Origin of the sequence: Tsukamurella pulmonis (genome assembly GCF_900103175.1) — a bacterium.
Lineage (GTDB): Bacteria > Actinomycetota > Actinomycetes > Mycobacteriales > Mycobacteriaceae > Tsukamurella > Tsukamurella pulmonis.
In genome coordinates, this window is the sequence record NZ_FNLF01000002.1 from 1,783,895 (window position 1) to 1,807,269 (window position 23,375).

Annotated in this window: 24 protein-coding genes and 1 pseudogene; 11 read left to right on the top strand and 14 right to left on the bottom strand. The window is 69.6% G+C overall.

Features of this window, described 5'->3' with window-relative positions:
• Entirely contained in the window at positions 1-1,023 is a 1,023-nt protein-coding gene (locus BLQ62_RS08785) for an LLM class flavin-dependent oxidoreductase (protein ID WP_068565919.1), read from the bottom strand.
• A 69-nt stretch (positions 1,024-1,092) separates the two neighbouring features.
• On the opposite strand from BLQ62_RS08785, the gene BLQ62_RS08790 reads away from it, so the two are divergent.
• Both BLQ62_RS08790 and BLQ62_RS08795 read left to right on the top strand, forming a co-directional pair.
• Positions 1,093-1,605 carry an SRPBCC family protein gene (locus tag BLQ62_RS08790; protein ID WP_068565917.1) on the top strand — a complete coding sequence of 171 codons (513 nt, stop codon included), beginning with the start codon at positions 1,093-1,095 and terminating at the stop codon, positions 1,603-1,605.
• 10 nt (positions 1,606-1,615) lie between these two features.
• Entirely contained in the window at positions 1,616-2,194 is a 579-nt protein-coding gene (locus BLQ62_RS08795) for a TetR/AcrR family transcriptional regulator (RefSeq protein ID WP_115391374.1), read from the top strand.
• Positions 2,195-2,240: 46 nt separating this feature from the next.
• Here BLQ62_RS08795 and BLQ62_RS08800 read toward each other — a convergent pair whose 3' ends face one another.
• On the bottom strand, positions 2,241-2,687 hold the full coding sequence (locus BLQ62_RS08800) for an SRPBCC family protein (protein ID WP_068535741.1): 447 nt from the start codon (positions 2,685-2,687) through the stop codon (positions 2,241-2,243).
• A 169-nt stretch (positions 2,688-2,856) separates the two neighbouring features.
• Between BLQ62_RS08800 and BLQ62_RS08805 the strand changes: the two genes are divergently transcribed.
• From BLQ62_RS08805 to BLQ62_RS08815, 3 genes are all read left to right on the top strand, one after another.
• Entirely contained in the window at positions 2,857-3,864 is a 1,008-nt protein-coding gene (locus tag BLQ62_RS08805) for an AurF N-oxygenase family protein (RefSeq protein ID WP_068535739.1), read from the top strand.
• Between the two features lie 102 nt (positions 3,865-3,966).
• Positions 3,967-4,584 carry a ClpP family protease gene (locus BLQ62_RS08810; RefSeq protein ID WP_068565913.1) on the top strand — a complete coding sequence of 206 codons (618 nt, stop codon included), beginning with the start codon at positions 3,967-3,969 and terminating at the stop codon, positions 4,582-4,584.
• Positions 4,581-5,165, top strand: a complete 585-nt coding sequence (locus BLQ62_RS08815) for a ClpP family protease (RefSeq protein ID WP_068565911.1) — start codon at positions 4,581-4,583, stop codon at positions 5,163-5,165. The genes BLQ62_RS08810 and BLQ62_RS08815 overlap by 4 nt, the downstream gene beginning before the upstream one ends.
• Before the next feature lie 3 nt (positions 5,166-5,168).
• On the opposite strand, the gene BLQ62_RS08820 is transcribed toward BLQ62_RS08815, so the two are convergent.
• The 5 genes from BLQ62_RS08820 to BLQ62_RS08840 form a co-directional block, all read right to left on the bottom strand.
• Positions 5,169-5,501, bottom strand: a complete 333-nt coding sequence (locus BLQ62_RS08820) for a helix-turn-helix domain-containing protein (protein ID WP_068535733.1) — start codon at positions 5,499-5,501, stop codon at positions 5,169-5,171.
• 73 nt (positions 5,502-5,574) lie between these two features.
• A complete protein-coding gene (locus BLQ62_RS08825) occupies positions 5,575-7,791 on the bottom strand; it encodes a glycoside hydrolase family 3 C-terminal domain-containing protein (protein ID WP_068565909.1) in 2,217 nt (738 codons plus the stop codon).
• Positions 7,788-8,687 carry a Sir2 family NAD-dependent protein deacetylase gene (locus BLQ62_RS08830; protein ID WP_068535729.1) on the bottom strand — a complete coding sequence of 300 codons (900 nt, stop codon included), beginning with the start codon at positions 8,685-8,687 and terminating at the stop codon, positions 7,788-7,790. Before BLQ62_RS08830 ends, BLQ62_RS08825 begins: the two co-directional genes overlap by 4 nt.
• Before the next feature lie 41 nt (positions 8,688-8,728).
• Positions 8,729-8,977: a hypothetical protein gene (locus BLQ62_RS08835; protein WP_139184182.1), complete on the bottom strand. Its 249-nt coding sequence runs from the start codon at positions 8,975-8,977 to the stop codon at positions 8,729-8,731.
• A gap of 97 nt (positions 8,978-9,074) precedes the next feature.
• On the bottom strand, positions 9,075-10,118 hold the full coding sequence (locus BLQ62_RS08840; RefSeq protein WP_068535725.1) for a magnesium and cobalt transport protein CorA: 1,044 nt from the start codon (positions 10,116-10,118) through the stop codon (positions 9,075-9,077).
• Positions 10,119-10,230: 112 nt separating this feature from the next.
• On the opposite strand from BLQ62_RS08840, the gene BLQ62_RS08845 reads away from it, so the two are divergent.
• From BLQ62_RS08845 to BLQ62_RS08860, 4 genes are all read left to right on the top strand, one after another.
• Positions 10,231-11,601 carry an MFS transporter gene (locus BLQ62_RS08845; RefSeq protein WP_068565906.1) on the top strand — a complete coding sequence of 457 codons (1,371 nt, stop codon included), beginning with the start codon at positions 10,231-10,233 and terminating at the stop codon, positions 11,599-11,601.
• A gap of 26 nt (positions 11,602-11,627) precedes the next feature.
• Positions 11,628-12,983, top strand: a complete 1,356-nt coding sequence (locus BLQ62_RS08850) for an MFS transporter (RefSeq protein ID WP_068565904.1) — start codon at positions 11,628-11,630, stop codon at positions 12,981-12,983.
• Positions 12,984-13,162: 179 nt separating this feature from the next.
• Positions 13,163-13,936 carry a DeoR/GlpR family DNA-binding transcription regulator gene (locus tag BLQ62_RS08855; RefSeq protein ID WP_082756574.1) on the top strand — a complete coding sequence of 258 codons (774 nt, stop codon included), beginning with the start codon at positions 13,163-13,165 and terminating at the stop codon, positions 13,934-13,936.
• Between the two features lie 72 nt (positions 13,937-14,008).
• Positions 14,009-14,827: a BtpA/SgcQ family protein gene (locus BLQ62_RS08860; protein WP_068565900.1), complete on the top strand. Its 819-nt coding sequence runs from the start codon at positions 14,009-14,011 to the stop codon at positions 14,825-14,827.
• Positions 14,828-15,072: 245 nt separating this feature from the next.
• Here BLQ62_RS08860 and BLQ62_RS24480 read toward each other — a convergent pair.
• From BLQ62_RS24480 to BLQ62_RS08895, 7 genes and pseudogenes are all read right to left on the bottom strand, one after another.
• A pseudogene (locus BLQ62_RS24480) lies at positions 15,073-15,516 on the bottom strand (ribulose-phosphate 3-epimerase); the annotation flags it as partial.
• Entirely contained in the window at positions 15,513-15,965 is a 453-nt protein-coding gene (locus BLQ62_RS08870; protein ID WP_068565898.1) for a PTS sugar transporter subunit IIA, read from the bottom strand. The pseudogene BLQ62_RS24480 and the gene BLQ62_RS08870, both read right to left, overlap by 4 nt.
• Positions 15,962-17,344 carry a PTS galactitol transporter subunit IIC gene (locus tag BLQ62_RS08875; protein ID WP_082756573.1) on the bottom strand — a complete coding sequence of 461 codons (1,383 nt, stop codon included), beginning with the start codon at positions 17,342-17,344 and terminating at the stop codon, positions 15,962-15,964. Before BLQ62_RS08875 ends, BLQ62_RS08870 begins: the two co-directional genes overlap by 4 nt.
• A 2-nt stretch (positions 17,345-17,346) precedes the next feature.
• Positions 17,347-17,634: a PTS sugar transporter subunit IIB gene (locus tag BLQ62_RS08880; protein ID WP_068565894.1), complete on the bottom strand. Its 288-nt coding sequence runs from the start codon at positions 17,632-17,634 to the stop codon at positions 17,347-17,349.
• 8 nt (positions 17,635-17,642) lie between these two features.
• Positions 17,643-18,719 carry a M42 family metallopeptidase gene (locus tag BLQ62_RS08885; RefSeq protein ID WP_068565892.1) on the bottom strand — a complete coding sequence of 359 codons (1,077 nt, stop codon included), beginning with the start codon at positions 18,717-18,719 and terminating at the stop codon, positions 17,643-17,645.
• Positions 18,716-19,480 carry a DeoR/GlpR family DNA-binding transcription regulator gene (locus tag BLQ62_RS08890; protein ID WP_068565889.1) on the bottom strand — a complete coding sequence of 255 codons (765 nt, stop codon included), beginning with the start codon at positions 19,478-19,480 and terminating at the stop codon, positions 18,716-18,718. The genes BLQ62_RS08885 and BLQ62_RS08890 overlap by 4 nt, the downstream gene beginning before the upstream one ends.
• A gap of 245 nt (positions 19,481-19,725) precedes the next feature.
• A complete protein-coding gene (locus tag BLQ62_RS08895; RefSeq protein ID WP_068566346.1) occupies positions 19,726-20,478 on the bottom strand; it encodes an isocitrate lyase/PEP mutase family protein in 753 nt (250 codons plus the stop codon).
• 93 nt (positions 20,479-20,571) lie between these two features.
• On the opposite strand from BLQ62_RS08895, the gene BLQ62_RS08900 reads away from it, so the two are divergent.
• Positions 20,572-22,563, top strand: coding sequence for an ABC transporter ATP-binding protein (locus BLQ62_RS08900; protein ID WP_231857609.1), 1,992 nt, complete (start codon positions 20,572-20,574; stop codon positions 22,561-22,563).
• Positions 22,560-23,330 (top strand): CbiQ family ECF transporter T component, encoded by a 771-nt coding sequence (locus tag BLQ62_RS08905; protein WP_068535715.1) that lies wholly within the window; start codon positions 22,560-22,562, stop codon positions 23,328-23,330. The genes BLQ62_RS08900 and BLQ62_RS08905 overlap by 4 nt, the downstream gene beginning before the upstream one ends.
• Positions 23,331-23,375 lie beyond the last annotated feature (45 nt).

Below are 23,375 nucleotides of genomic sequence, written 5' to 3' on the forward strand. Positions count from 1 at the left end.
TCAGGCGCGCGCCGCTTTCACCAGCACGGCCAGCGCGTCGATCCGCTCGTCGACGGTGCCCGAGACCTTCGCGAGCAGCGTGCCGACGCCGACCTCGCGGTAGGCGCGCACGCGCTCGGCGATGCGGTCGGGATCGCCGATGATGTTCGTGAGGCCTCCGAGCTCGAGCGGCACCGCGGCGCGGGCGGCGGCCTTGTCGCCGGCCTGCCACAGCCGGGCCACCTCGTCGATGCGGTCGGCGAAGCCGAGCCGGGCGAACGCCCGGTTGTAGAAGTTCTCCTTGCCCGCGCCCATCGCCCCGATGGTGAACGCGTACCCGGCGGCGTGCTCCGCGATGAGTGCCTCGGTGCGCGCGGGATCGTCGGTCACCTCGAGGGCGACGGGGGCGACCAGGTCGAGGGCGTCGAGGTTCCTCCCGACCCGGGCCGCGCCCTCGGCGAGGGGACCGAGGACGACGTCCGACAGCTCGGGGATGAACGCGTTGCCCAGCCAGCCGTCGGCGAGCTCACCCGTGAGCCGCAGGTTCGCGGGGCCCATGGCGGCCACGTAGATGGGCAGCTCGGCGGGTAGCAGTGCCGGTACGAGCGCCGCGCCGCGGCTGTCCGGGAGCGGCAGCCGGTACTCCTGTCCGTCGTAGCGCAGGCGCTCGCCCCGCATCACCATCCGGACGATGTCGATCGTCTCGCGCGTGCGCTGGACCGGCTTGCCGAAGGGCACGCCGTGCCAGCCCTCCATCACCGCAGGCCCGGAGACGCCGATTCCGAGAGTGAATCTGCCGCCGGACAGCTGCTGCAGGCTCAGCGCCGACCCCGCGAGCATGGCCGGCGTCCGCGAGCCCAGTTGGACGACGAAGGTGCCCAGCCCGATCCTCGTGGTGCGCGCCGCGAGATACGAGAGCCCGGTCAGGGCGTCGTAGCCCCAGATCTCCGGCGCCCACAGCGAGTCGACGCCGATCGCCTCGGCGGCCTGAGCGAACTCGACCGCATCCGGTTCCTGTGGTTGGACGACGACTCCGACGCGCATTTCTACCCCTCTCGACGATGCGATGGCCCTAGACTATGTTCCTAACCATAGTTTGGGAAGGGGATCGCCATGCGTTACCGAGACACGCCCACCGTTCAGGAGGCGCTCGTCGTCACGGCGCCGGCGGAAAGGGTCTGGGAACTGGTCACGGACGTGACGCTCCCGGCCCGGTTCTCGGGCGAGCTCGGCTCGGTGGAGTGGGTCGAGGGTGCGGGTGTCGCGGTGGGGAACCGGTTCCGCGGGCATAACAGCCATTCGGCACTCGGCGATTGGTCGACCGAGTCGACCGTCGTGGAGGTCGAGGACGGACGCCGGTGGGTGTGGAACGTGCAGGGGCCCGACGGTGACGTCATGGCCTCGTGGGGCTTCGAGGTCGAGCCCGTCCGCGCCGGGACCCTGGTGCGACAGTGGGGCCGCATGGGCCCGGGCCGGTCCGGGCTCAGCTACGCGATCGACCGGATGCCCGAGAAGGAGGGGCGGATCATCGACAATCGGCTCGCCGAGTGGCGGGCCGGCATCGAGGCCAACCTCCGGGGGATCGCCGAGCTCTGCGGCGCCGCGGAACGCGGACCGGCGGACTGATCGCGCGACGATGCCACCGCACGGAGAGACCCGCCGCCGCATGCTGGATGCGGCGATCGCGGTGATGCGCGAGCACGGCGCCGTCGGCCTGTCGATCGACGAGGTGCTCGCCCGTAGTGGCGCACCGCGGGGATCGGTGTACCACCACTTTCCTGGTGGGCGGGCGGAACTGCTGCGGTGCACACTCGACCACGCGGGGGAGTCCTACGCGGGAATGATCGAGCGGGCCGCGACGGGCGGGGCGTCCGCGGTGATCGAGCGCATGGTCAAGTTCTGGCGGGAAGTGCTGGTGGACAGTGACTTCCGTGCCGGATGTCCCGTCGTTGCGGCAGCGGTCAATCCCGGGCAGGGCGGCGGCGACCTGGCGGCTCGCGCGGCCGTGGTCTACGCTCGATGGCACTGTGCGGTCGCCGATGCCTTCGCGGCCGACGGTGCTCTGCGGCCGCGTGCCGAGGATCTCGCCACCACCGCCCTGGCGGCGCTCGACGGTGCGATCTCGCTCTCCCGCGTCCGCCGGGACCTCGCCCCGTTGGACACTGTGGCGGGCACCCTGCGGGAGCTCGCGGCCGGCCGTGAACTCGCGGGCTGACCCCGAATCGGTCGCGACCGCCCAGCGGCGCGGCTCGCCGGCGGCGTCAGACCTGGGCGCCCTCGAGGTCGCGGCGCAGCGCGGCCTCGGACGCCTTCACGGCCTGCACGGCGAAGGGCTCGACGATCATGCCGAGCGCCTTGCCCGCCAAACCGCCGGGCAGCTCGTAGGTGAACTCGACTGCGAGTTCGGTGGTGGAATCGTCGACGGCGGTGAAGCTCCAGCGCGAGGTGGTCTTGAACCCCGCGATCGAAGTGAGGGTGATCAGGCGGTCCTCCTCGAACTCGGTGACCCGCACGACGGAGCCGATCTCCTTCGGGCCGATCTTGACGGCGGAGTCGTAGGTGGCGCCGAGGCCGTAGTCGTTCTCGCCCTGCGGGACGAACCGGCTGATCCCGAAGAACCACTGCGGCACGGTGCGGTAGTCCGCGACGTGGGCGAAGGCGGTGCTCAGCGGCACCCGCGCGGTCGCGGTGTGGTGGATGGTGGTCATGGCGGCCTCCGGTCTCGGCGATCAGGACGGACGTGTGGGACCCGGCGACCCGGGTGATCCTCGGCGACCCTACAGACTCGACCTGCGTGTTCATACAGACAGGTAGGAAATGTCCACCATCGTGGTACATTTTCATTAGAACTGTGTCAGCCCGCAGGAGGAGTTCGTCATGGCACTGCACATCACGCACATGGGTCGCACCCGCGGCCGCCCGTTCCCGGGGCAGGCGGAGTACGAGCAGACCCTGCAGGACCTGTCCGTCGCCTCGGTCCAGCGCAACTTCGATCCCTACGTCGACATCGACTGGGATTCGCCCGAGCTCGCGGTGACGCCGGACGATCCGCGGTGGATCCTCGACTCCCGGTTCGACCCGATCGGTCGCACCGAGTGGTACCAGTCGCAGCCCCGCTCCAAGCAGATCGAGATGGGCATGTGGCGCCAGGCCAACGTGGCCAAGGTCGGCCTGCAGTTCGAGTCGGTGCTGATCCGCGGCATCATGCAGTACACCGCCGTGCAGCCGAACAACTCGCCGGAGTTCCGCTACGCCACGCACGAGGCGAAGGAGGAGTGCCAGCACACGCTGATGTTCCAGGAGTTCGTCAACCGGATCGGCATGGACGTGCCGGGCGGCCCGCTGTGGTTCCGTCGGCTCTCGCCGCTGATCCCGCTCGCGGCGACGACCTTCCCGATGATCTTCTACATGGGCGTGCTCGGCGGCGAGGAGCCGATCGACCACGTGCAGAAGCAGTTCCTGCGCTCCGGCATCGAGCAGCACCCCACGATGACCGCGGTCATGCAGATCCACGTGGCGGAGGAGGCCCGCCACATCTCGTTCGCGCACCAGCTGCTCGAGCACCGGATCCCCACCCGTGGCGCGTTCCCGCGGTTCCTGCTCTCGCTGGCGCTGCCGCTGGTGATGCGCTCGCTGCTCACCGCGATCGCCGTGCCCCCGCGCGAGTTCCGCAAGCGCTTCGAGATCCCCCGGTCCGAGTGGAAGCAGATGTACTGGCGCTCCCCGGAGTCGCAGGCCGTCAAGCGCGAGGTCTTCGGCGACGTGCGGCTGCTGGCCGAGAAGACCAAGCTCATGAACCCGGTCTCGCGCGTCCTGTGGCGCGTCCTCGGCATCGACGGTCGCGTCTCCCGCTTCCGCAGCGAGCCCGCCTACTCCGCCGGCTGACCGAGACCCCCACCGATCCGCCTGGAGCGGAGCTGCCGTGAGCGGTTCCGCCCCAGGCGGATTCGTCTGTCCGTGGCGGGCAGTCGGCGCCATCCTGGGGGCATGAGTGATAACCCGAAGATCCCGCAATTCACCGAGAGCGTCCGCCGCGAGCTCTACGACCGCCGAGTCGTCGTGCTCGACGGTCCGCTCGACGACGACAACGGCGCGCTGCTCACGACGCAGATCCTGGCGCTGGCGTCGGCCGGCTCCGCAGACATCGCGCTGTGGATCCACTCGCCCGGCGGGTCCGTGCCGTCGATGCTCGCGATCCGCGACGTGATGCGTCTCGTCCCGTGCGACGTGTCCACGCTCGTGCTCGGCATCGCCTACAGCGCCGGCCAGTTCCTGCTCTCCGCGGGAACGCCGGGCAAGCGGCGCGCACTCGCCCATGCCAGGGTGCTCATGCACCAGGGCTCCGCCGGGATCGGCGGCACCGCCGTCGACATCGAGCTGCAGGCGGGCGATCTGCGGCACACCCGCGACACCGTCCTCGGCCTCATCGCCGAGGACACCGGCCAGCCCCTCGAGCGGATCTTCGAGGACTCGCTGCACGACCGCTGGTACACGGCGCAGCAGGCCCGCGCGTACGGGTTCGTCGACGAGATCGTCGACTCCTTCGACACCATCGTCCCGGGCCGTCGGCGCACCGGCTTCGACCTGGCGGGAGCGGGCCGATGAGCACGTACACGATCCCCAACGTCATCGACCGCCGCCCGAACGGCGAGCGGATCACCGACGTCTACTCGCACCTGCTCTCCGAACGGGTCGTCTACCTCGGCACCGCGATCGACGCGGGTGTCGCGAACGCGATCGTCGCGCAGCTGCTCTTCCTCGCCTCCGACGGCGACGGCGAGATCCAGCTCTACATCAACTGCGAGGGCGGCGATCCCAGTGCGGCACTGGCGATCTACGACACCATGCGGTACATCGGGCCCGCCGTGGCCACGACCTGCGTGGGCCAGGCCGTCGCCGTGGGCGCGCTGCTCCTCGCCGGGGGCGCGCCGGGCCGTCGGATGGGGTTGCCGCACGCCCGGATGGTGCTGCATCAGCCCTCGGCGCAGGGACGCGGCACGATCCCGGACCTGATCCTGCAGGCCGACGAGGTGATCCGGGTGCGGGCGCAGATGGAGCGGGTACTGGCCCGGCACACCGGGCGCACCACGGAGGAGTTGCGGGCCGACACCGACCACGACCGGGTGCTCACCGCCGACGAGGCGGTCGGCTACGGGCTGATCGACGAGGTCATCGAGAAGGCCTGACGGTCAGGCCGCGAGCGCCAGGAGGCGGGGGCCGGGGGAGGTCGGACGGGCGCCGCGCGAAGCGGTGAAGTCCAGGCGCAGCACCGGGCGGGCGGCCTGCAGCCGGTGGCCCACCTCGACGGCGACGTCGCCGACGCCGGTGCCGAGTGCGCCGGCGATGGCGGCGAGCATCTCGCTGGACGGGTCCTTGAGGCCGCGCTCGATCTCGGAGAGGTACTGCGGCGAGATCCCGGCGCGCTCGGCGGTATCGCTCAGGCGCTCGCCGCGCGCGTGCCGCAGGCGGCGCAGGTGGGCGCCCAGTTCGTGCCGGAACAGGTCCTCGCCGCGCGTCGTCATGCGGTCCACGCTACGACGGTGCGCGGCGGTCCGGCGGCCCGCTCCGCTCTCAGCAGAGCGCCACCGCGGGCGGTCACTGCGCGGCGATCACCGTCTCCAGCTGCGCACGCGCCTCGTCGCCGGCGGGACCGGGGAGCATGTCCAGTGCCTTGCCCAGCGGCATCGATCCGGCTAGTTCGAGCAGCTGATCGACCGGTATGCCGCCCACCGATCCGGCCAGCGCCGCCCGGAATCCCTCGCCCGCCACCGGATGCGCGGCCCATTCGGCGAGCGTGGATTCCAGATCGAGGCGCTGCACGATCGCATCGCCGTCCAGATCGACGTCGGCACCGTCGTCGATGCTCGCGCTGCTCGACCCGGCCTCGATCCGGTGCGCGCCGGGCACCACGGTCCAGTCGCCGCGCCGGACGTCCCAGTACGCGAAGGCGCGGCGCGGCAGCTCGAAGGTCACCGTGGTCGTGGCGCCGGGGTCCAGGGCGATCTTGCGGAACGCGATCAGCGACCGTCGCGGGCGGACGACCTCGCCCGGGCCGCCCGCGAGGTAGAGCTGCACCACGTGGCTCCCGGCCCGGTCCCCGGTGTTGGTGACGAGGACCGTCGCGGTCGCGGTGTCCGGGCCGGTGGACCGTATCGCGAGATCACCGATCTCGAAGCTGGTGTAGCCGAGGCCGTGCCCGAACGGGTACCGCGGCGCGATCCGCCGCGTGGTGTACCAGCGGTAGCCCACGAGCAGGCCCTCGCCGTAGCGCACGGTACCCAGTTCGCCCGGGAAGTTGCCGAAGGCCGGCGTCTCCTCGAGTCGGTGCGGGATCGTCTCGGCGAGCCGGCCGGACGGCTCGGTGAGCCCGAACAGCAGATCGGCCAGTGCCGCCCCGCCGCCCTGGCCGAGGAGGAAGGCCTCGAGGATCGCATCCACCTCGTCGTGCCAGGGCTCGAGCTCGACCACGCCGCCGCCGACCAGCACGACGACGGTCCGCGGCGCCGCTGCGGCGACCGCTCGCACCAGCGCGACCTGCTGCGGGGCGATCGCGAGGTCGCGACGGTCGAAGCCCTCGGACTCCTCGGACTCGGTGAGGCCGGCGAAGACCACGGCCACGTCCGCGCGCCCGGCGGCGGCGACCGCCTCGGCGCGCAGCGCGTCGGCGTCGACCTCGGCGTCGAGTCCGTAGCCCGCGGCGAACTCCACCGCGGCGCCGGCGTCCGCGGCCCGGGCGGTGAGCTCGTCGAGGGGCACGTCCACCCGGGTGGCGTTGATGTGGCTGGAGCCCCCGCCCTGGTACCGCGGGGTCCGGGCGAGCTCGCCGATCACTGCCACCGAACCGGAACCCAGAGGGAGGGCGGCATTCTCGTTGCGCAGCAGCACGGCGCACTCGGCCGCGGCCTCCCGCGCCAGCGCGTGGTGCGCATCGAGGTCCGGCGCCGGCTCGTCGTGCGACGGTGCCCACCGCGTCAGGTCGATCACGCGCTGCGCCGCCCGGGTCACGACAGTCTCGTCGAGCTCGCCCGCCTGCACCGCCGCGATCACCTTCGCGGCGCTGTGCGGGCCGTGCGGCATCTCGAGGTCGAGGCCGGCGCGGACCGCGGCGATCCGGTCGTGCACGGCGCCCCAGTCGGAGACGACGAGCCCGTCGTAGCCCCAGTCCTCGCGCAGCACGGAGGTGAGCAGCCAGTGGTTCTCGGAGGCGTGCACACCGTCGATCCGGTTGTACGAGCACATCACCGTGGCGGGGGAGGCCTCGCGGACGATCCGCTCGAACGCGGGCAGGTAGATCTCGCGGACGGTGCGCGGGTCCGCGTCGACGCTGACCCGCATGCGCTCGGTCTCCTGATTGTTGAGCGCGAAGTGCTTCACGGACGCGCCCGCGCCGCCGTCCTGCAGTCCCTGCACCTGTGCGGCGCCGAGCGCGCCGGCCAGCAGCGGGTCCTCGGAGTAGTACTCGAAGTTGCGGCCGCACAGCGGATGCCGCTTGATGTTGACGCCGGGACCGAGGACGACGGCCACGCCGAGCGCGCGGGCCTCGGCCGCCACTGCCGCGCCGATGCGGCGCGCGAGATCCGGGTTCCAGCTCGACCCGACGGCGACCGCGGGCGGGAAGCACGTCGCGGGTGCGGCCGCGTTCAGCCCGAGGTGGTCGGAGCCGCCCGTCTGGCGCCGGACGCCGTGCGGGCCGTCGGTCAGCACGATCGACGGCACCCCGGGCGCCTGCGCGGTGGTCCAGAAGTCGGCCCCCGTGAGGAGGCGGGCCCGGTCCTCGAGGCTCAGGTCGGCGGCGGAGACAGTGGGGCTCACGGCGTTTCCTCTCGGTCGGTGCTCGATGGTCGGTCGTCGGCCAGGTGGCGCAGTGCGGTCGCCACATCGACGTCGACGGTGACGTCCGCCAGTCCGTCGCCGCGGGTGCGGCCGCGGTTGACGATGACGACCGGCGTGCCGCGCCGGTGCGCGTGACGGACGAAGCGCAGTCCGGACATCACCGTCAGGGAGGTGCCGAGCACCAGGAGGGCGTCGGCACCGTCGACGGCGGCGAAGGCGCGCGCGACGCGCGGCTTGGGCACCGATTCGCCGAAGTAGACGATGTCGGGCTTGAGGATGCCCTGGCACTCGGGGCAGTCGACCATGGTGAAGTCGGTGGTGTCCTCGACCACGACGTCGGCGTCCGGGGCCACCTCGAGCGCGCCGCGCCCGGCGATGCGCGCCGTGAAGTCCGCGTTGAGCGGCGCGAGCCGGGCGTGCAGCGCGTGCCGGCTGATGCGGTACTCGCAGCTCAAGCAGCGCACCTGCGCGTAGTTGCCGTGCAGGTCGATCACGCCGCGCGAGCCGGCCTTGAGGTGCAGCAGATCGACGTTCTGGGTGATCACCGCGCTCACGCCGGGCAGGGCGGCGAGGCCGCGGTGTGCGGCGTTCGGGAGGGCCGAGTCCATGTGCCGCCAGCCGAGGTGGTTGCGCGCCCAGTAGCGCCGCCGGAACTCGGCGGAGCCCAGGAACTGCTGCAGCGTCATCGGTGTTCGACGGGGCGCCCCCGGGCTGCGGTAGTCGGGGATGCCGGACGCGGTGGAGACGCCCGCACCGGTGAGCGCGACGATGCGGCGGCCGTGCAGCAGCGCGCGGGCCCGGTCCAGCCGATCGACGAAATCCGGATCGGGCGTGGTGGCCTCCGCGGGTTCCCAGGCAGGCGTCGCAGTGCGCACGCGTCCAGGCTACTCGTCGGCGGGTGGCGGGCGCCGCGCTCTCAGCGCTGGTCGTCGACCCACGAGTGGCTCGGCGACTGGCCGCGATCGACGACCCAGCGGTACTCGCTGCACAGGATCCGGGTGCCGTTCGCGGTCACTGCGCGCTCGCCGATGTCCGCGCCGACGCAGGTGTCGCCGAGCTGCGGCCCGGCGGCCTGCGCGGCGGCGCCGCCGACGGTGGCGGACCCGCCCGCGAGGGCGAGACCGAGCAGGGCGGTGGCGGCGAAGCGGCGCGGGGTGTGGTGCATGCGGATCTCCTCCGAGCGGTGCGCCCCGTGGTTCGGTGCGCGGTCGGGATCGAGTGTCCGCGCCGCGGACTGGCGGCCGCTTGGCGCGGGCTTGGGACTACAGGCGGCCGGCGCGGGGCGCACCGTCGTGCGAGGCCGCGAACGGGTCCACCTCCGGGGCCTTGTTCCGGCGCAGCCACAGGGCGAGCGCCACCAGCGGCACGAGCAGGCCGCCGAGGCCGAGGAAGAAGAACTGCCACGCGCCGCCGATGTGATCGACGAGCCAGCCGAAGTTCTGGCCGAAGAAGCCGGTGACGAACGTGAGCGGGAGGAAGATGGTGGACAGGATGGTCAGCCGCTCGATGGTCGAGCTCTGCCGGGCGGCCGAGTGCGCCTGCTGCACGGAGACGACGGCGATGTTCGCCTGCAGGATCGTGCCCAGCAGGTCGCGCTGCGCCGAGACCTCCTCGTTGACCAGTTGCAGCCGGTCGTAGACGTCGCGCAGGTAGGGCGCGAGCTTGTCCTCGGTGAGCCCCTTGCCCACCGCGTTGACCACGGCGAGCAGCGGATGCGCCGCCCGGTAGAAGTTCGTCACCTCGCGGCGCAGGAGGTAGATGCGTTCCGTGGGGGCGACGGCGCCGGAGAAGACGGTGGCCTCGATCTGCTCGATGTCGTGCTCGAGTCCGGCGACCACGGGCTCGTAGCCGTCGACGACCTGGTCGAGGATCGCCCAGAGCACGGCGTCGGTGCCCAGCGCCAACAGCTCGGGCTTCTGCTCGAGCCGCGCGCGGGCCTCATGCAGCTCGCTCGCGACGCCCTGCCGCACCGTGATCACGAAGTTCCGCCCGACGAAGATGCTGATCTCGCCGAAGTCGACCTCCTCGCGGGCGTCGTCGTAGCGCGCCGTGCGCAGGATGACGAGCTTCACCGAGGCCTCGAAGTCCTCGACCTTGGGCCGCAGGTGATAGTCCTGCGCATCCTCGACCGCAAGTTCGTGCAGGTCGAAGGCCTGCCGCACCGACTCCATCTCGTCGGGCGTGGGCTCGAAGAGCCCGAGCCAGACGAAGCCGTCCTCCGTGCACAGACGTGCGGCATCGAGCGGGGAGAGCGCCTCCTCGGCCTGCCGGGCGCCGCCCAGGTAGTGGGCGCAATCGACGATCACTCCCGTGATTCAACCCCACGACGGGCGCCCGTGTGCGGGATCGCAGCGCCTCGTCGTCAGGTGGTCACCGCCCGGAAACCACTGTATTCGTTCACCGAAGTATATTTCTGCGATGACCTCCGAGACCACGCAGGCACCGTCGATCGCGGCGCGCCTGGACCGGCTGCCCATGACGCGGCTGCACTTCGCCGCGGTGGGCGTGATCGGGCTGGGGCTGTTCTTCGACCAGTACGAGAACTTCCTCGCGGCGACCATCGCGACAGTGCTGAAGAAGGACTTCGCGCTCGGCCCCGACGAGCTCAAGCTGCTGCTCGCGTCCGCGTTCATCGGCCAGTTCATCGGCGCGCTGTTCATGGGCCGCCTCGCGGACCGGTACGGCCGGCGCACCGCCTTCATGATCAACCTCGCGCTGTACTCGGCGATGTCGCTCGTCGGCGCGTTCAGCCCGAACGCCGCCTTCCTGGTGGTCACCCGGTTCATCGCCGGGATCGGCATCGGCGGCGAGTTCGCCCTGGCCGACTCGTACCTCTCGGACATCCTGCCGAAGAACGTGCGCGGCAAGTACATCTCACTGGCGTACGTGGTCTCCTTCCTCGGCGTTCCGGTCGTCGGTTTCGCCGCGCGCTGGCTCACCCCACAGGTGTTCGATCTCGGCGGGGCCGAGGTGCAGGGGTGGCGGCTGCTGTTCGTCTTCGGCGCCCTCGGTTCGCTCCTCGTGTGGCTGGTCCGACGGGGCCTGCCGGAGTCGCCGCGCTGGCTGGAGGCGCAGGGCCGGTACGACGAGGCTGACGCGATCGTGCGGCGTCTGGAGGCGCGGGCGGTGCAGGAGGGGAAGGTGCTCGCCGAACCCGATGCCGCGCTGCGCCCGGTGCGGTCCCGGTCGATCTCGATCCGCGCCCTGTTCCGGCCGCCCTACCGCCGGCGCACCGTCATGCTGTGGATCGTCTCCGCGCTGGAGGTGTTCGGCTACTACGGGTTCGGCACCATCGCGCCGCTTGTCCTCCTGGCCAAGGGCTATTCGATCCAGACCTCGCTGTTGTTCGTGGCGCTGTCCTACATCGGCTACCCGCTGGGCGCGGCGCTCGCCGTGCCGATCGTCGAGCGGGTCGAGCGGCGGTACCTGGTGATCGGCTCGGCGGGCCTGATGGCCGCGTTCGGCCTGTGGTTCGGCTTCGCGGCGAGCCCGATGCAGATCGTGCTCGCCGGCTTCCTCTACACGTTGGCCTCCAACCTGTTCTCCAACGCCTACCACGTCTACCTCGCCGATTCGTACCCCACGGCGATCCGCGGGACGGCCGCGGGCGCCGCGTACTCGCTCTCGAAGCTGGTGACCGCGTTCCTTCCGTTCGTTCTGCTCCCGATTCTCGACGAGCGTGGCAGCGTGTGGGTGTTCGCGGTGGTGGCGGCGGCGATGCTCGCGCTGATGGTCACGGTGGCCGTCCTCGGCCACCGGAGCACGGGGCGCTCCGCCGATGAGGTCTAGGCCGAGCTCCGGTCGGAAGGGCGATCATGACTGATGCGAGTGCGCCGGCGCCGGTGTCGTCGCGGGCGGAGACCCGCCGCGCGATCTGGAACACGCTGCGGGGTTCGAGTGGCAACCTCGTCGAGTGGTACGACGTCTACGTCTACACCGTTTTCGCGACGTACTTCGAGAGCCAGTTCTTCGACAAGGCCGACAAGAACTCCACCGTGTACGTGTACGCGATCTTCGCGGTCACGTTCGTCATGCGGCCGGTCGGCTCCTGGTTCTTCGGCCGGTACGCCGACCGCAAGGGCCGCCGCGCCGCGCTGACCATGAGCGTCTCCCTCATGGCCGCATGCTCGTTCATCATCGCGATCGTGCCGGGGCGCGAGACCATCGGCATCGCCGCTGCGGTGATCCTCATCCTGTGCCGCCTGGTGCAGGGCTTCGCCACCGGCGGCGAGTACGGGACCTCGGCGACGTACATGTCGGAGGCCGCTACGCGGGAGCGGCGCGGCTTCTTCTCCTCCTTCCAGTACGTCACCCTCGTCGGCGGCCATGTGCTGGCGCAGTTCATGCTGCTCGTCCTGCTCGGACTGTTCTCCAAGGCCCAGGTCTCCGACTTCGGTTGGCGGATCGCCTTCTTCGTCGGCGGCATCGCGGCGATCATCGTCTTCTGGCTCCGCCGCACGATGGACGAGTCGCTCTCGGCGGAGCAGCTCGCCGCGATCCGCGACGGTGAGGACACCTCCTCCGGGACGATGCGCGAACTGCTGACCGGCTACTGGCGATCGCTGCTGCTGTGCTTCCTCATCACGATGGGCGGCACGCTCGCGTTCTACGTCTACAGCGTCAACGCACCCGCGATCGTCAAGACCGCGTACTCCGATCACGCGCTGACGGCGACCTGGGTCAACCTGATCGGCCTGATCTTCCTCATGCTGATCCAGCCGATCGGCGGTGCGATCAGCGACAAGATCGGCCGCAAGCCGATGCTCGTCTTCTTCGGTGTGGGCGGCGTCTGCTACACGTACTTCCTCATCACCTACCTGCCGACGCTGCACGTCGCGATCGCCTCGCTGGCGATGGTCTGCTTCGGCTACGTGATCATCACCGGCTACACGTCGATCAACGCCCTGGTGAAGGCCGAGCTGTTCCCCTCCCACGTCCGCGCCCTCGGCGTCGGGATCGGCTACGCGCTCGCCAACTCGATCTTCGGCGGCACGGCGCCGCTGATCTACGAGGCCGCGAAGAACTCCGGGCACGTACCGTGGTTCATCGCCTACGTCACCATCACCATCGGTATCTCGCTGTTCGTCTACATCTTCTTCCTGCACAACAAGTCCGAGACCTACCTCGACCGGGAACGCGGCAGTGCGTTCGTCGCGGACGGGCGTCGTTGACTCCGGCCTGCACTCGAGCGTGGCGAGCCCTCAGCCCAGATGATGAAAAATTACACAGTTCCCGACACGGCGCGCCTATGGTGGTAATTTTTCTCGTACGTGCTGGAAATTATGCGCGGAAGTTCGCGCCCACCCCGAATCTCTGTGAGGAAATAACATGGTGAGTGTGGAGGTGCCCCATGGTGAGCGATGTCTCCAAGCGTCGGAACATGATTCGCGACCTTGCCCACGAAAAGGGTGAGGTCGCGTTCGCAGCACTCGCTGCGCGTTTCGGGGTGTCGGCTATGACAGTGCGCCGCGATGTCGATGCACTTGAGGCTGAAGGACTGGTGCGCAAGGTCATGGGAGGTGCAATCGCGACCGGCAAGGTCGCCGAGCCCTCCTTCGAGTCCCGCGCCGCTGTGGAGTCCGCGGGGAAGCAACACATTGGCGAAACCGTGGCAGCACTCCTGTGTCCGAAGGAGACGGTGATCCTCGACAGCGGCAGCACCGTGCTGGCCGTCGCGCGAGCGATCCGCGGGAGGGGCCTAGGCCTGACGGTTCTAACTCCCAGCATTCTGGTCGCCGTCGAGCTTGCGGACGATCCCGGAACCACCGTGTTGCTGACCGGCGGGACGGTCAGGGCCGGTGAGCTCAGTCTGATCGGCGACGACGCCGCGGCGACGTTCGATCGTTACAACTGTGACACCTTCGTGATGGGGGTGTCCGGCGTGGACACCGACCGCGGGTACAGCGACTACCGCTCCGATGAGAGCGCGGTGAAGCGCGCCGCGATAGGTGCCGCGGACAGGCTCGTCGTCGTCGCAGACCACACGAAGCTCGACCGCGCACACCTAGCGCGAATAGCACCGTTCGAGGCGGCGGACCTGCTCGTTACTGATGCCGACGTGGGGGCAGAAGTCGTGAGAGTTGGGCGTGAGATGGGCGTCCACGTCGTCCTGGCGGAGCGGTGAATAACTGACCGATTCGCAGTGGTATCGGAAATCCCCGCGCCCTATTCAGGCGCGCCGACGAAGGAGTCATCCATGAACGACACCTGGCTCGATAACGTCTTCACAGTGAAGAAGCCTGTCATCGCTATGCTTCACCTGGCTGCCCTACCGGGAGATCCCGGGTACGACAGCGTCGCCGGCATCAGCGCCATCGTCGATCGTGCCAAGGGCGAACTCGAAGCCCTGCAGGAGGGCGGTGTTGACGGCGTGATGGTCTCCAACGAGTTCAGTCTGCCCTATCTCACCAAGACCGAGCCGATCACCGCGATCACAATGGCACGGATCATCACCGAGTTGCTCCCGGAGCTATCCGTACCACACGGCGTGAACGTCCTGTGGGACGGTCGCGCCTCCATCGACCTTGCTGTTGCTACCGGCGCGCAATGGGTTCGGGAGATCTTCACGGGTGTCTACGCGAGCGATTTCGGCTTGTGGAATACCAACGTCGGTGAGGTCGCTCGCTACCGGCACCGGATCGGAGCACACGATGTCAAGCTCCTTTTCAACATCGTCCCGGAGTCGGCAGCGTATGCCGCCGACCGGTCGTTGCAGTCGATCGCGCGGAGCACGGTGTTCGCGACCGCACCCGACGCGCTGTGCGTATCGGGGCTCACTGCCGGCTCCCCCACGGACACACAATCACTCACGACCGTCAAGGACGCTGCGGGTTCCGTGCCGGTGTTCGTCAACACAGGGGTCGAAGCGTCCAATGCCGCCGAGCAACTGGCTGTCGCCGACGGAGCTGTCGTCGGCACCGCGTTCAAGAAGGATGGCGAGTTCGCCAACAGGGTCGAGCTGGGTCGGGTACGTGAGCTCATGGGTGCGGTCCGGGACTTCAGGGCCACCGCCTGATTGTCCCTCGCCGGGTGCGCCTCTGCTCGAGTGGGGCGCGTCTGGAGATGGGACGTGTCAGCGCCAGGCCCGCACCAGAGCCACTGGGTCCGGTGCAGCGAGGAACGACCGGCCCAAGACCACATCGGTGAACCCGGCGCCGATGAGCTGCTCGCGGTGCTCGAGTGAGACTCCGCCGTCGGCGCATATCCCAATGTCAGTGGGAGATCCGCGAGGAAGGCCTTTCGAGCCGTGACCGCAGCAGGAAGAAAACCCTCAGAGCCACCGTCGGGCTCGCTGGTGAGCAGGCTGACCCCGTCGATCCATGGCGTCGAGAAGTCCAGGACGGGAGCCGGTGTGGAGGGATTGATCGCGAGTATCGCGCGCATACCCGCGCACCGGATCATGCGAGCGATCCGAGTCGGGTACCGAGTGGTCTCGGCGTGGAAGGTCACGGAGTGCGCACCAGCCTCCTTCAGAGGACCGATCAGGAACTCGGGTTGCTCCGCCATGAGGTGGACGTCGACGGGGAGCGATGACCTCGCGGTGATCGCCGCAACTTGTCGCACGCTGCCGTTCAGGCTCGGGACGAAGTGTGCATCGCAGAAGTCCACGTGGAGACCGGACGCACCGGCGTTCGAGACTTGTTCCACCGCGCTGCCAAGGTCGAGGGGATCGGCCCGTTCGAGCGAGATCCACAGTCGAATCACCGGAGGGCACGACCAATCGCCGCTGTGATCGCCTCCACAGTGGCCTCTGAGAGTAGGTCCGACTCCTCCTGGGCCAGTCGCAGTAGTGATGTCAACGTACCTAGATGCTCATCAGGAGACACTGCGAGTGCGAAGACGAACCCGACGTCGACCGTGCGTCCGTCACTCGTGCCCATCTCGGCGAAGGCGACGGGTGGAGACAGTCGGGCGAAACCGATCGAACTGTGCAGGACTGCATCTCCGGCGGTTGCGTGGGGGACGGCGATCGCGACGGGCTCGGTCGCAAGGCCCGTGGGGTACTGGGTTTCACGGTCAAGCATCGCCTCCACGTAGTCAGGAGTCACCGTGCCGGCATCGTTCAGGACTGCTCCCACAGCGCGGATGACGGTCGCCGGGTCCTCCGCCGTGAAGTCCAGCAGGGTGTCGTGAGTGACCACTCGGAGCGTCATGCGTCTGCCTCCGCGGTTGCAGGGTCGGTGGTTGCGAGCTGTGCGCGTTCACGACGATGCCGGACAAAGCCTACGGCCGCTGCGGCGCTCAGGACGATGGCGAACATCAGACCCATCGCCCACGTGCCGCCGAGGCGGCCGAGCTGCGACGTCAGGTACGACACCCAATTGCCGGCGCTGAGCGCGGTGATGTAGGTGGCTCCCTGCGCCGACTCGGGCAGTGCGTAGCCGGCATCGGGCGCGGCGGCGGTGATCGAGGGTGCGAAGTAGGAGGCGATCAGCAGGACGCCGGACATGATCACGATCCCCGCTATCAGCCCTCGGAATAGGTTGCCCCGCATCAATGGTGCACACATCGCTACGAAGAACGCCGTTGCCGCCAGGTCGCCGAAAGGAAGAGTGCTGTTCAACGGCAGAAACGCGGCGAGCAGCAAAGTGATCGGGACCATCAGGACGCCGAGGATCACAGTCGCGGGGTGTCCCACGAGGAGGGCCGAGTCGAGTCCGACGTAGGCCTCGCGACCCTTGAGCCTGCGCTGGAAGAAGACCTGTGCCTGTTCGGTGAGCGGGACGAGCGCCTCCATGAAGACCGAGATGACCTTGGGGAGGAAGTACATTACCGCTGCGAGGGTGATCCCCAGTTTCAACGCGGAAGAGACCTCCCCGGTTCCGATCGCGCCTATGACGATGCCGAGGATGCCGCCTATCGCAAACGGTTCCCCCGCTACGCCGAGCTTGTTCTGGAGCCGGTCGACGTCGAGGTTCACATCGCGCAGTCCGGGCGTACGGTCGAGGATCCATTGCAATCCGAGTACTACCGGTACCGAGGTGGTCGCCCACCCATGGGCGATCGAGACGCCGGGGAGCTGGAAGAAGCTCTGGACGCGTGAGGCGGTCGCGTCGGCGATCAGGAGTGAGAACACGGCGTGGGTCATCGACGCGAGCACTCCTGCCAGGTAGTTGTCGCCGGTGATCTTGAAAACGACTGCGCCGCTGAATGCGTAACACCAGAAGTTCCAGATGTCCAGGTTCAGCGTTTTCGTCATCCGCAGCAAGAGCATCACGACGTTCATGCAGAAGATGATCGGGATCGTCGTGGCGCCGACGGCGGTGCCCAGCGCGATCGCTGCCACTGCTCCGAATCCCACGTCGATCGCCTGCAAGTGGAGATCGAGCTTCGTCGCGAGTCCATCTGCGGCCGGAGCCAGGGACTCGATGAGCAGGTTCACGACGACACCGAGCATGACGAATCCGATGCCGAGCAGGACCCCGGCACGAATCGCCTTGGGCCACTTGACCCCGAGTATGAGAGCTACGAGTGCGATGACGATCGGCAGGACGACCGCGTTGCCGAGGGAATCCCGGACGTATTCGAGCACGCTCACGACTTTTCCCGCAGGATCGATTCCGCCGAATCGACGAGATCATCGGCTCCGATCCCGGTGAGCAGTGGCACCCCGGAGAGAACCGGCACGGGGAGACTGTCGGGAGCTGCGGCGGTCGAGACCACGAGGGAGACGCCGGCGAGATTGGCAGTGATGTCCTGCACGCGGCACTGCTTCGTCTGGACGGCGAGGCCTCGTTCCTTCAACCGCGCTGTCAGCGCGGTGGCGACGTGCGTGGAGGTCGCGACTCCGGTGCCGCAGGCTACGAGGATGGTCTGGGACATGGGAGCTCCTACCAGGTGAGGGTCGAGGTGTCGAGGGAGTGCGCCAGGGACTCAAGGATGTCCGTGCAACCGATGAGGTCGTCCATTCGGATCTGTTCGACGGAGCTGTGCGTGTAGCGACACGGAATTCCGATCCCGACGGTCGCCACGCCCTCCGCGGTCGACATCGGTACGAAGGCTGCGTCGGTGATGAGTCCGATGATCGTTTCGAGCTGAAGTGGGGTCCCGGTGTCGGTCGCGGCGGTCTCGACGGCGTCAGCCAGACCCTGGTGTGGGATGAGGCCGCCCAGTGTGCCGCGGCCGTGGAAGGAGAGCCGGTTCAGGACGGGACCGGCGCCGAGGGCGACGTTACCCGTGCCATCGAGGTCGGGAGTGTCAGTAGCAGGTGACACATCCACGTTCACCACCGCCGCGGGGTGGTGGTGTGCCACGAGAGAGAGTGTGCCCCGAACGTGGAACTCTTCCTGTGTGGTGAATCCCAAGATGACGGGTCGTTCTGGAGGGGCTGCGGCCAGTCGCTCAGCCAACTCGCAGAGGGAGGCGACGCCCGATCGGTCGTCGAGGGCGGGGGAGACGACACCTCCGTTGGGAAGCTCTGTGAAACATCTTTCCGTGCAGGCCATGTCGCCTACGCGGGCGCCGATGTGCAGCGCCTCGGACCGGGTTCGTGCGCCGATGTCGAGATAGAGATCCTCGGCTGGGTGCGCGACGTACTTCTCGGTCTCCGGTGTCAGGTGGTGCGCGAGACTGCCGACTACGGCAGGGATCGGGCCGTGCCGAGTGAGTACATTGAACCGCGAACCGGGTAGGAGACGTTCGGGAACACCGCCGACGCGGCGGATCCGGAGGAAGCCGTCCTCCTCTACTCGGTGCACGACCAGTGCCACCTCATCGAGGTGCGCGGTGATGAGAGTGGGTTCGCCGGTGCCGGTGCCGATCACGACGGACAACTGACCGGTCCGATCCTGACGCGCGTCGAGTCCTAGGGATTGCAGGTGCTTGCGAACGTGACCGACGACGGCGTGCTCGTATCCCGGCGGGCCCGAGAGTGCACACAGGCTGCGGAGGTGTTCGGCGAGGCTCATGCGTGGAGTACTCCTATCCCTTCATCGACCAGGGCGCGCACAGGCTCTGACCTCGGATCCGCGTCAGTGATGACAAGATCGATGGCGCGAGGTTCCAGTACACGCACTGCTGCGTCGGATCCGTCGAGTTTCGTTGTGTCGGCGAGGATGATCCGTCGGCGCGCGGCGGTGGCCGCGGCCTGTTTCACCCGGGTCTCATCGATCCCGTAGTCGGAGGCGCCGCCCGCTGCGGTGATACGCGCGACACCGAGGAACGCCGTGTCGAAGCGGAACTCGCGGAGTCGGTCGACAGCATCAGGCCCGACGACCGTCAGTTCCTCGGAGCGCACGCGACCACCGATCATTTCGACCCAGATCGTCGTGCAGCCCGCGACGATGCTTGCCGCGGTGAGATTCGGTGTGATCATCGTCCCGCGCAGTGGCCGGTCGGCGATTGCCGAAGCGAGTGCGATCGCAGTGGTGCCTGAGTCCACGTAGAAGGTGTCACCATCGGCGATCTGATCACGTGCGGCCATGCCAATCGCACGCTTGGCCAGGTCGTTCCGCACCATTCGGTCCGCGAACGGGGGCTCGAAAAGTCCGCCCGTGTACACCGCTCCGTGCCGGACGCGGCGGACGTCGCCGTGCCTCTCGAGCGCCTCGATGTCGCGTCGTGCGGTCATCGAGGAGATCCCGTACTCCCGTGCGATCGAGTCGAAGGTCAGTTCGCCACGGATTCGCAACTGGTCACGAATCTTGTCCAGGCGATCGGCTCGGTCCATGTGACGAACGTTACACCTCACGCGTGAGTCAGTCACAAAAAGATAAGGATCAGTGTTCCTCAATCTCAGACGTGCGCATCACCGTGCGTAGGGGAGTCGCTCCGTGCTGGGGTGTCGCCGCACTCGAACAGGCGCGGTCCGACCCGGCGGGGCGTTCACCGAACGCGGCGTCGACCATGGGATTCGCGTCTATCGGTCGCGACGATGAGGAGCGCCCAGATGTCAGTGACGCGGGCAGCCATCACTCAGCGCCAGCGGGCGAGCAGTTCGTTCGATCGTTCCGTGAGTGCCATCTGCCAGATCGGGCCGAAGCTGATCCGGCCCGCGCCGGCGGCGGCGAGAGCGGCCAGATCGTCGCTCGCGGGGTTCGCGATCGCGTTCACAGGGAGCGGCAGGGCGTCCGCGAGGTGGCGGAGCGTGGCCGCGTCGTGGAACGCGACCGGGTACAGCGAGTCGGCGCCCGCGTCGGCGCACAGCTGCATCCGCGCGATGGCCCGCTCTACGCGATCCTCCGCCTCACCCACCTGGTTCTTGAAGATGTCCGTACGGGCATTGATCACCACGTGCACGCCCGCGGCGTCGGCGGCGGCGCGCAGCGCGGCGACCAGGTCGGCGTGCTCCTGCGCGTCGCGGAACCGACCGCCCTCGGAGTGCACGGTGTCCTCGATGTTCAGGCCCACCGCGCCGGCGCCCAGCAGACCCTCGATGAGCCGCTCCGCGGGCCGGCCGTAGCCGGACTCGATGTCGACGGACACGGGCACGTCGACGGCGGCGGTGATCTGCGCGACGCGGGTCATCGCCTCGTCGAAGGTCATGCCCTCGCCGTCGGGCCGGCCGATCGAATCTGCCATCGGATGCGATCCGACGGTGAGCGCCGCGAAGCCCGCGGCGACCGCGGTACGGGCCGACCACGCGTCCCACGTGGTCGGCAGGACGACGGGATCGCCCTTGCGGTGCAGGGACTTCAGGGTGGTGGCCAGATCGGCGAGCGATGTCATGACACCAGTCTGGTGCATCCGCGCGGCGTGCGCACCGCTTCGGGTCGGACCGTCGTGCCTCCCGCGAAGGACCTGCCTGGATAGGGTGATTCGATGTTGGACACACAGCCGGGTCCGCTGCGGCCCGTCGAACTCGCCCACGCCGCCGTCACCGCCGCACTGATGTCCGCCATCGCGGTGCTCTCCATGGTTGTCCCGGGCGCCGTCGCCTTCGCCTGGGCCGGCGCGGTTCCCATGGGCGTACTCGCCTTCCACCACCGCGCCAGGGTCGCGCTCGCGACCGCGATCGCCGCGGGCACGGTCTCCTTCCTCCTGGCGGGGTTCGGCGGCCTGGTCTCGGCGTGGACGTGCGTCTACATGGGCGTGATCTGCGGTCAGGTGCGCCGCCGCGAGCGGGGCCGCGGCACGATGCTCGCCGTCGCCGCGGTGTGGGGTGTCGTCGTCTCCTCGGCGGTGTTCGCCTTCCTCGCGGTGTTCGCCGACTTGCGCACCGTGGTGCTCGGCGCGTTCGCGGCGAACGTGCACGGGCTGGGCGCGGTGCTCGAGCCGGTGCCGGGGCTCTCCGGTGCCGGCGCGGCGCTGCACCGGCTCGCCGACTTCGGGCTCGAACGGTGGCAGGCCTTCGTGCTGGTGTCCGTCTGGTTGATCGTCGTCATCGGGTGCTCCTTCGCGTGGCGGATCCTCACCCCGGTACTGCGCCGGGTACGGGCCACGAGCGCGGCGCCGCGCGACCTGTTCACCCCCGAGGACGGCACGGAACCGCCCGGCCCGCTGCCGATGACGCTGCGGGGCGTCGACTTCCGCTATCCGGGTGCCGACCACGACACCCTCGCCGGCGTCTCGTTCACGGTGCGGGCGGGCGATCACGTCGCGGTGACCGGTGCCAACGGCACCGGCAAGTCGACGCTCATGCGGGTGCTCGCCGGGCTCGCGCCGACGGGCGGCACCGTCGAACGACGCGGGGCGGTGGGCCTCGGCCGGGTCGGCGGGACGGCCCTCGTGCTGCAGCACGCCGACAGTCAGGTGCTCGGAATCCGGGTCGCCGACGACGTCGTGTGGGGACTGCCCGAGGAGACCGAGGTGGACGTCGACGGCCTGCTCGCCGAGGTCGGTCTCGCCGGCATGGGGGACCGGGACACGTCGGGGCTCTCCGGCGGCGAGGCCCAGCGTCTCGCGGTGGCCGCGGCACTGGCCCGGCGGCCGGCCCTCGTCGTCGCCGACGAGGTGACGACGATGGTGGACCGCGACGGGCGGGGCGATCTGATGGGCCTGCTGGGCGGCCTGACCCGCCACCACGACCTCGGCCTGGTCAACATCACGCACTACCCGGAGGAGGCGGACGGGGCGGACCGCACCGTCGACCTGGGGGAGGCGCAACGCGCTTCCGTGCCGCTGCCGGAGTCCGCGCCGGGCCGTCGCGCGCCGCTCGGCGGCGTGGTGCTCGCGGTGCGCGGCGTGCGCTACGAGTACGACGCCGGCACCCCATGGCGCCGAGAGGCCCTGCGCGGCGTGGACTTCGAGGTGCGGGAGGGCGAGGCGGTCCTGCTGTGCGGCGGCAACGGTTCGGGCAAGTCGACGCTCGCCTGGGTGATGGCGGGGCTGCTGGCGCCCACGGCCGGCACCTGCGAGCTCGACGGTGCGCCGGTCGCGGACCACGTCGGAGCGGTCGCGCTCGCGCTGCAGGCTGCGCGCCTGCAGCTGATGCGGGGCACCGCCGGGGACGCCCTCGCAGCGCTCGCGGGCTACCGCAGTGACGACGACGGGGCCATCGGGCGGGCGCTCGCCGCGGTGGGGCTGCCCGCGAAAACGGCGGGCCTGCTGGTGGATCGGCTCAGCGGCGGCCAGCTCCGCCGGGTCGCGCTCGCGGGCCTGCTCGCCCGCGCGCCGCGCCTGCTGATCCTCGACGAGCCGCTCGCGGGGCTCGATCTGCCCTCCCAGCGGGAGCTGATCGAGCTGCTGATCGGCATCCGGGACCGCGGTCAGGCGCTGGTGATCATCTCGCACGACGTCGATCATCTCGATCGGTTGTGGGACAGGACGATCCACCTCGCCGGTGGGCGGATCGAGACCGAGGAGGCGGCGTGAGCAGATCGACCTCCCTCGTCCTGCGGCCGTTGCCGCAGCGGTCCTACCTGCACGAGCTGTGGGCCGGGACCAAGCTGCTCGCCGTGGCCGCGCTGTCCGTGGTGCTCACCGTCGCGCCGAGCTGGCCGGTGGTGGGGCTCTTCGCCGTGCTCCTGGTGCTCGCCGCCGCGGCCGCGCGGATCCCGCTGTCCGTCGTGCCGGGCGTGCCCCGCTGGGTCCTCGTGGTCACCGCGATCGGCGGTGGCCTGATGGTGGCCAGCGGTGGGGCGCCGTTCGTGCACCTGGGCGCGGTGTCGCTGGGCCTCGGCGGGCTCTCGAACCTGCTGCGCATCGTGTTGCTGGGGTTGGTGCTGCTCGGCGCGGGCGCGCTGATCGCGTGGACCACCGACCCCGCGGATGTGGCACCCGCCGTCGCCCGGCTGATGCGGCCGCTGCGCCCGCTGCGCGTTCCGGTGGACGAGTGGGCGGTCACGCTGGCTCTCGCCCTGCGTACGTTCCCGCTGATGCTCGACGAGTTCCGCACGCTGGCCGCGGCGCGGAGGTTGCAGCCGCCGCCCCCGGTGCAGCGCTCACGCCGGGCCGATCTGGTGGACCTGTGCGTCGCCGCGATGGTGGTGGCCCTGCGCCGTGCCACCGAGATGGGCGAGGCGATCGCCGCGCGCGGCGGGACGGGCCGACTCGTCGCCCGCACACAGGGGCCGGGCCGTCGCGACGCGGTCGCCGCCGCCTTGGTGGGCGCGGCCTGCGTTCTCGCCCTGGCCCTCTGACGACCGATGCCCGACGGTGCGGGCACCGTCGGGCATCGGAGGGGG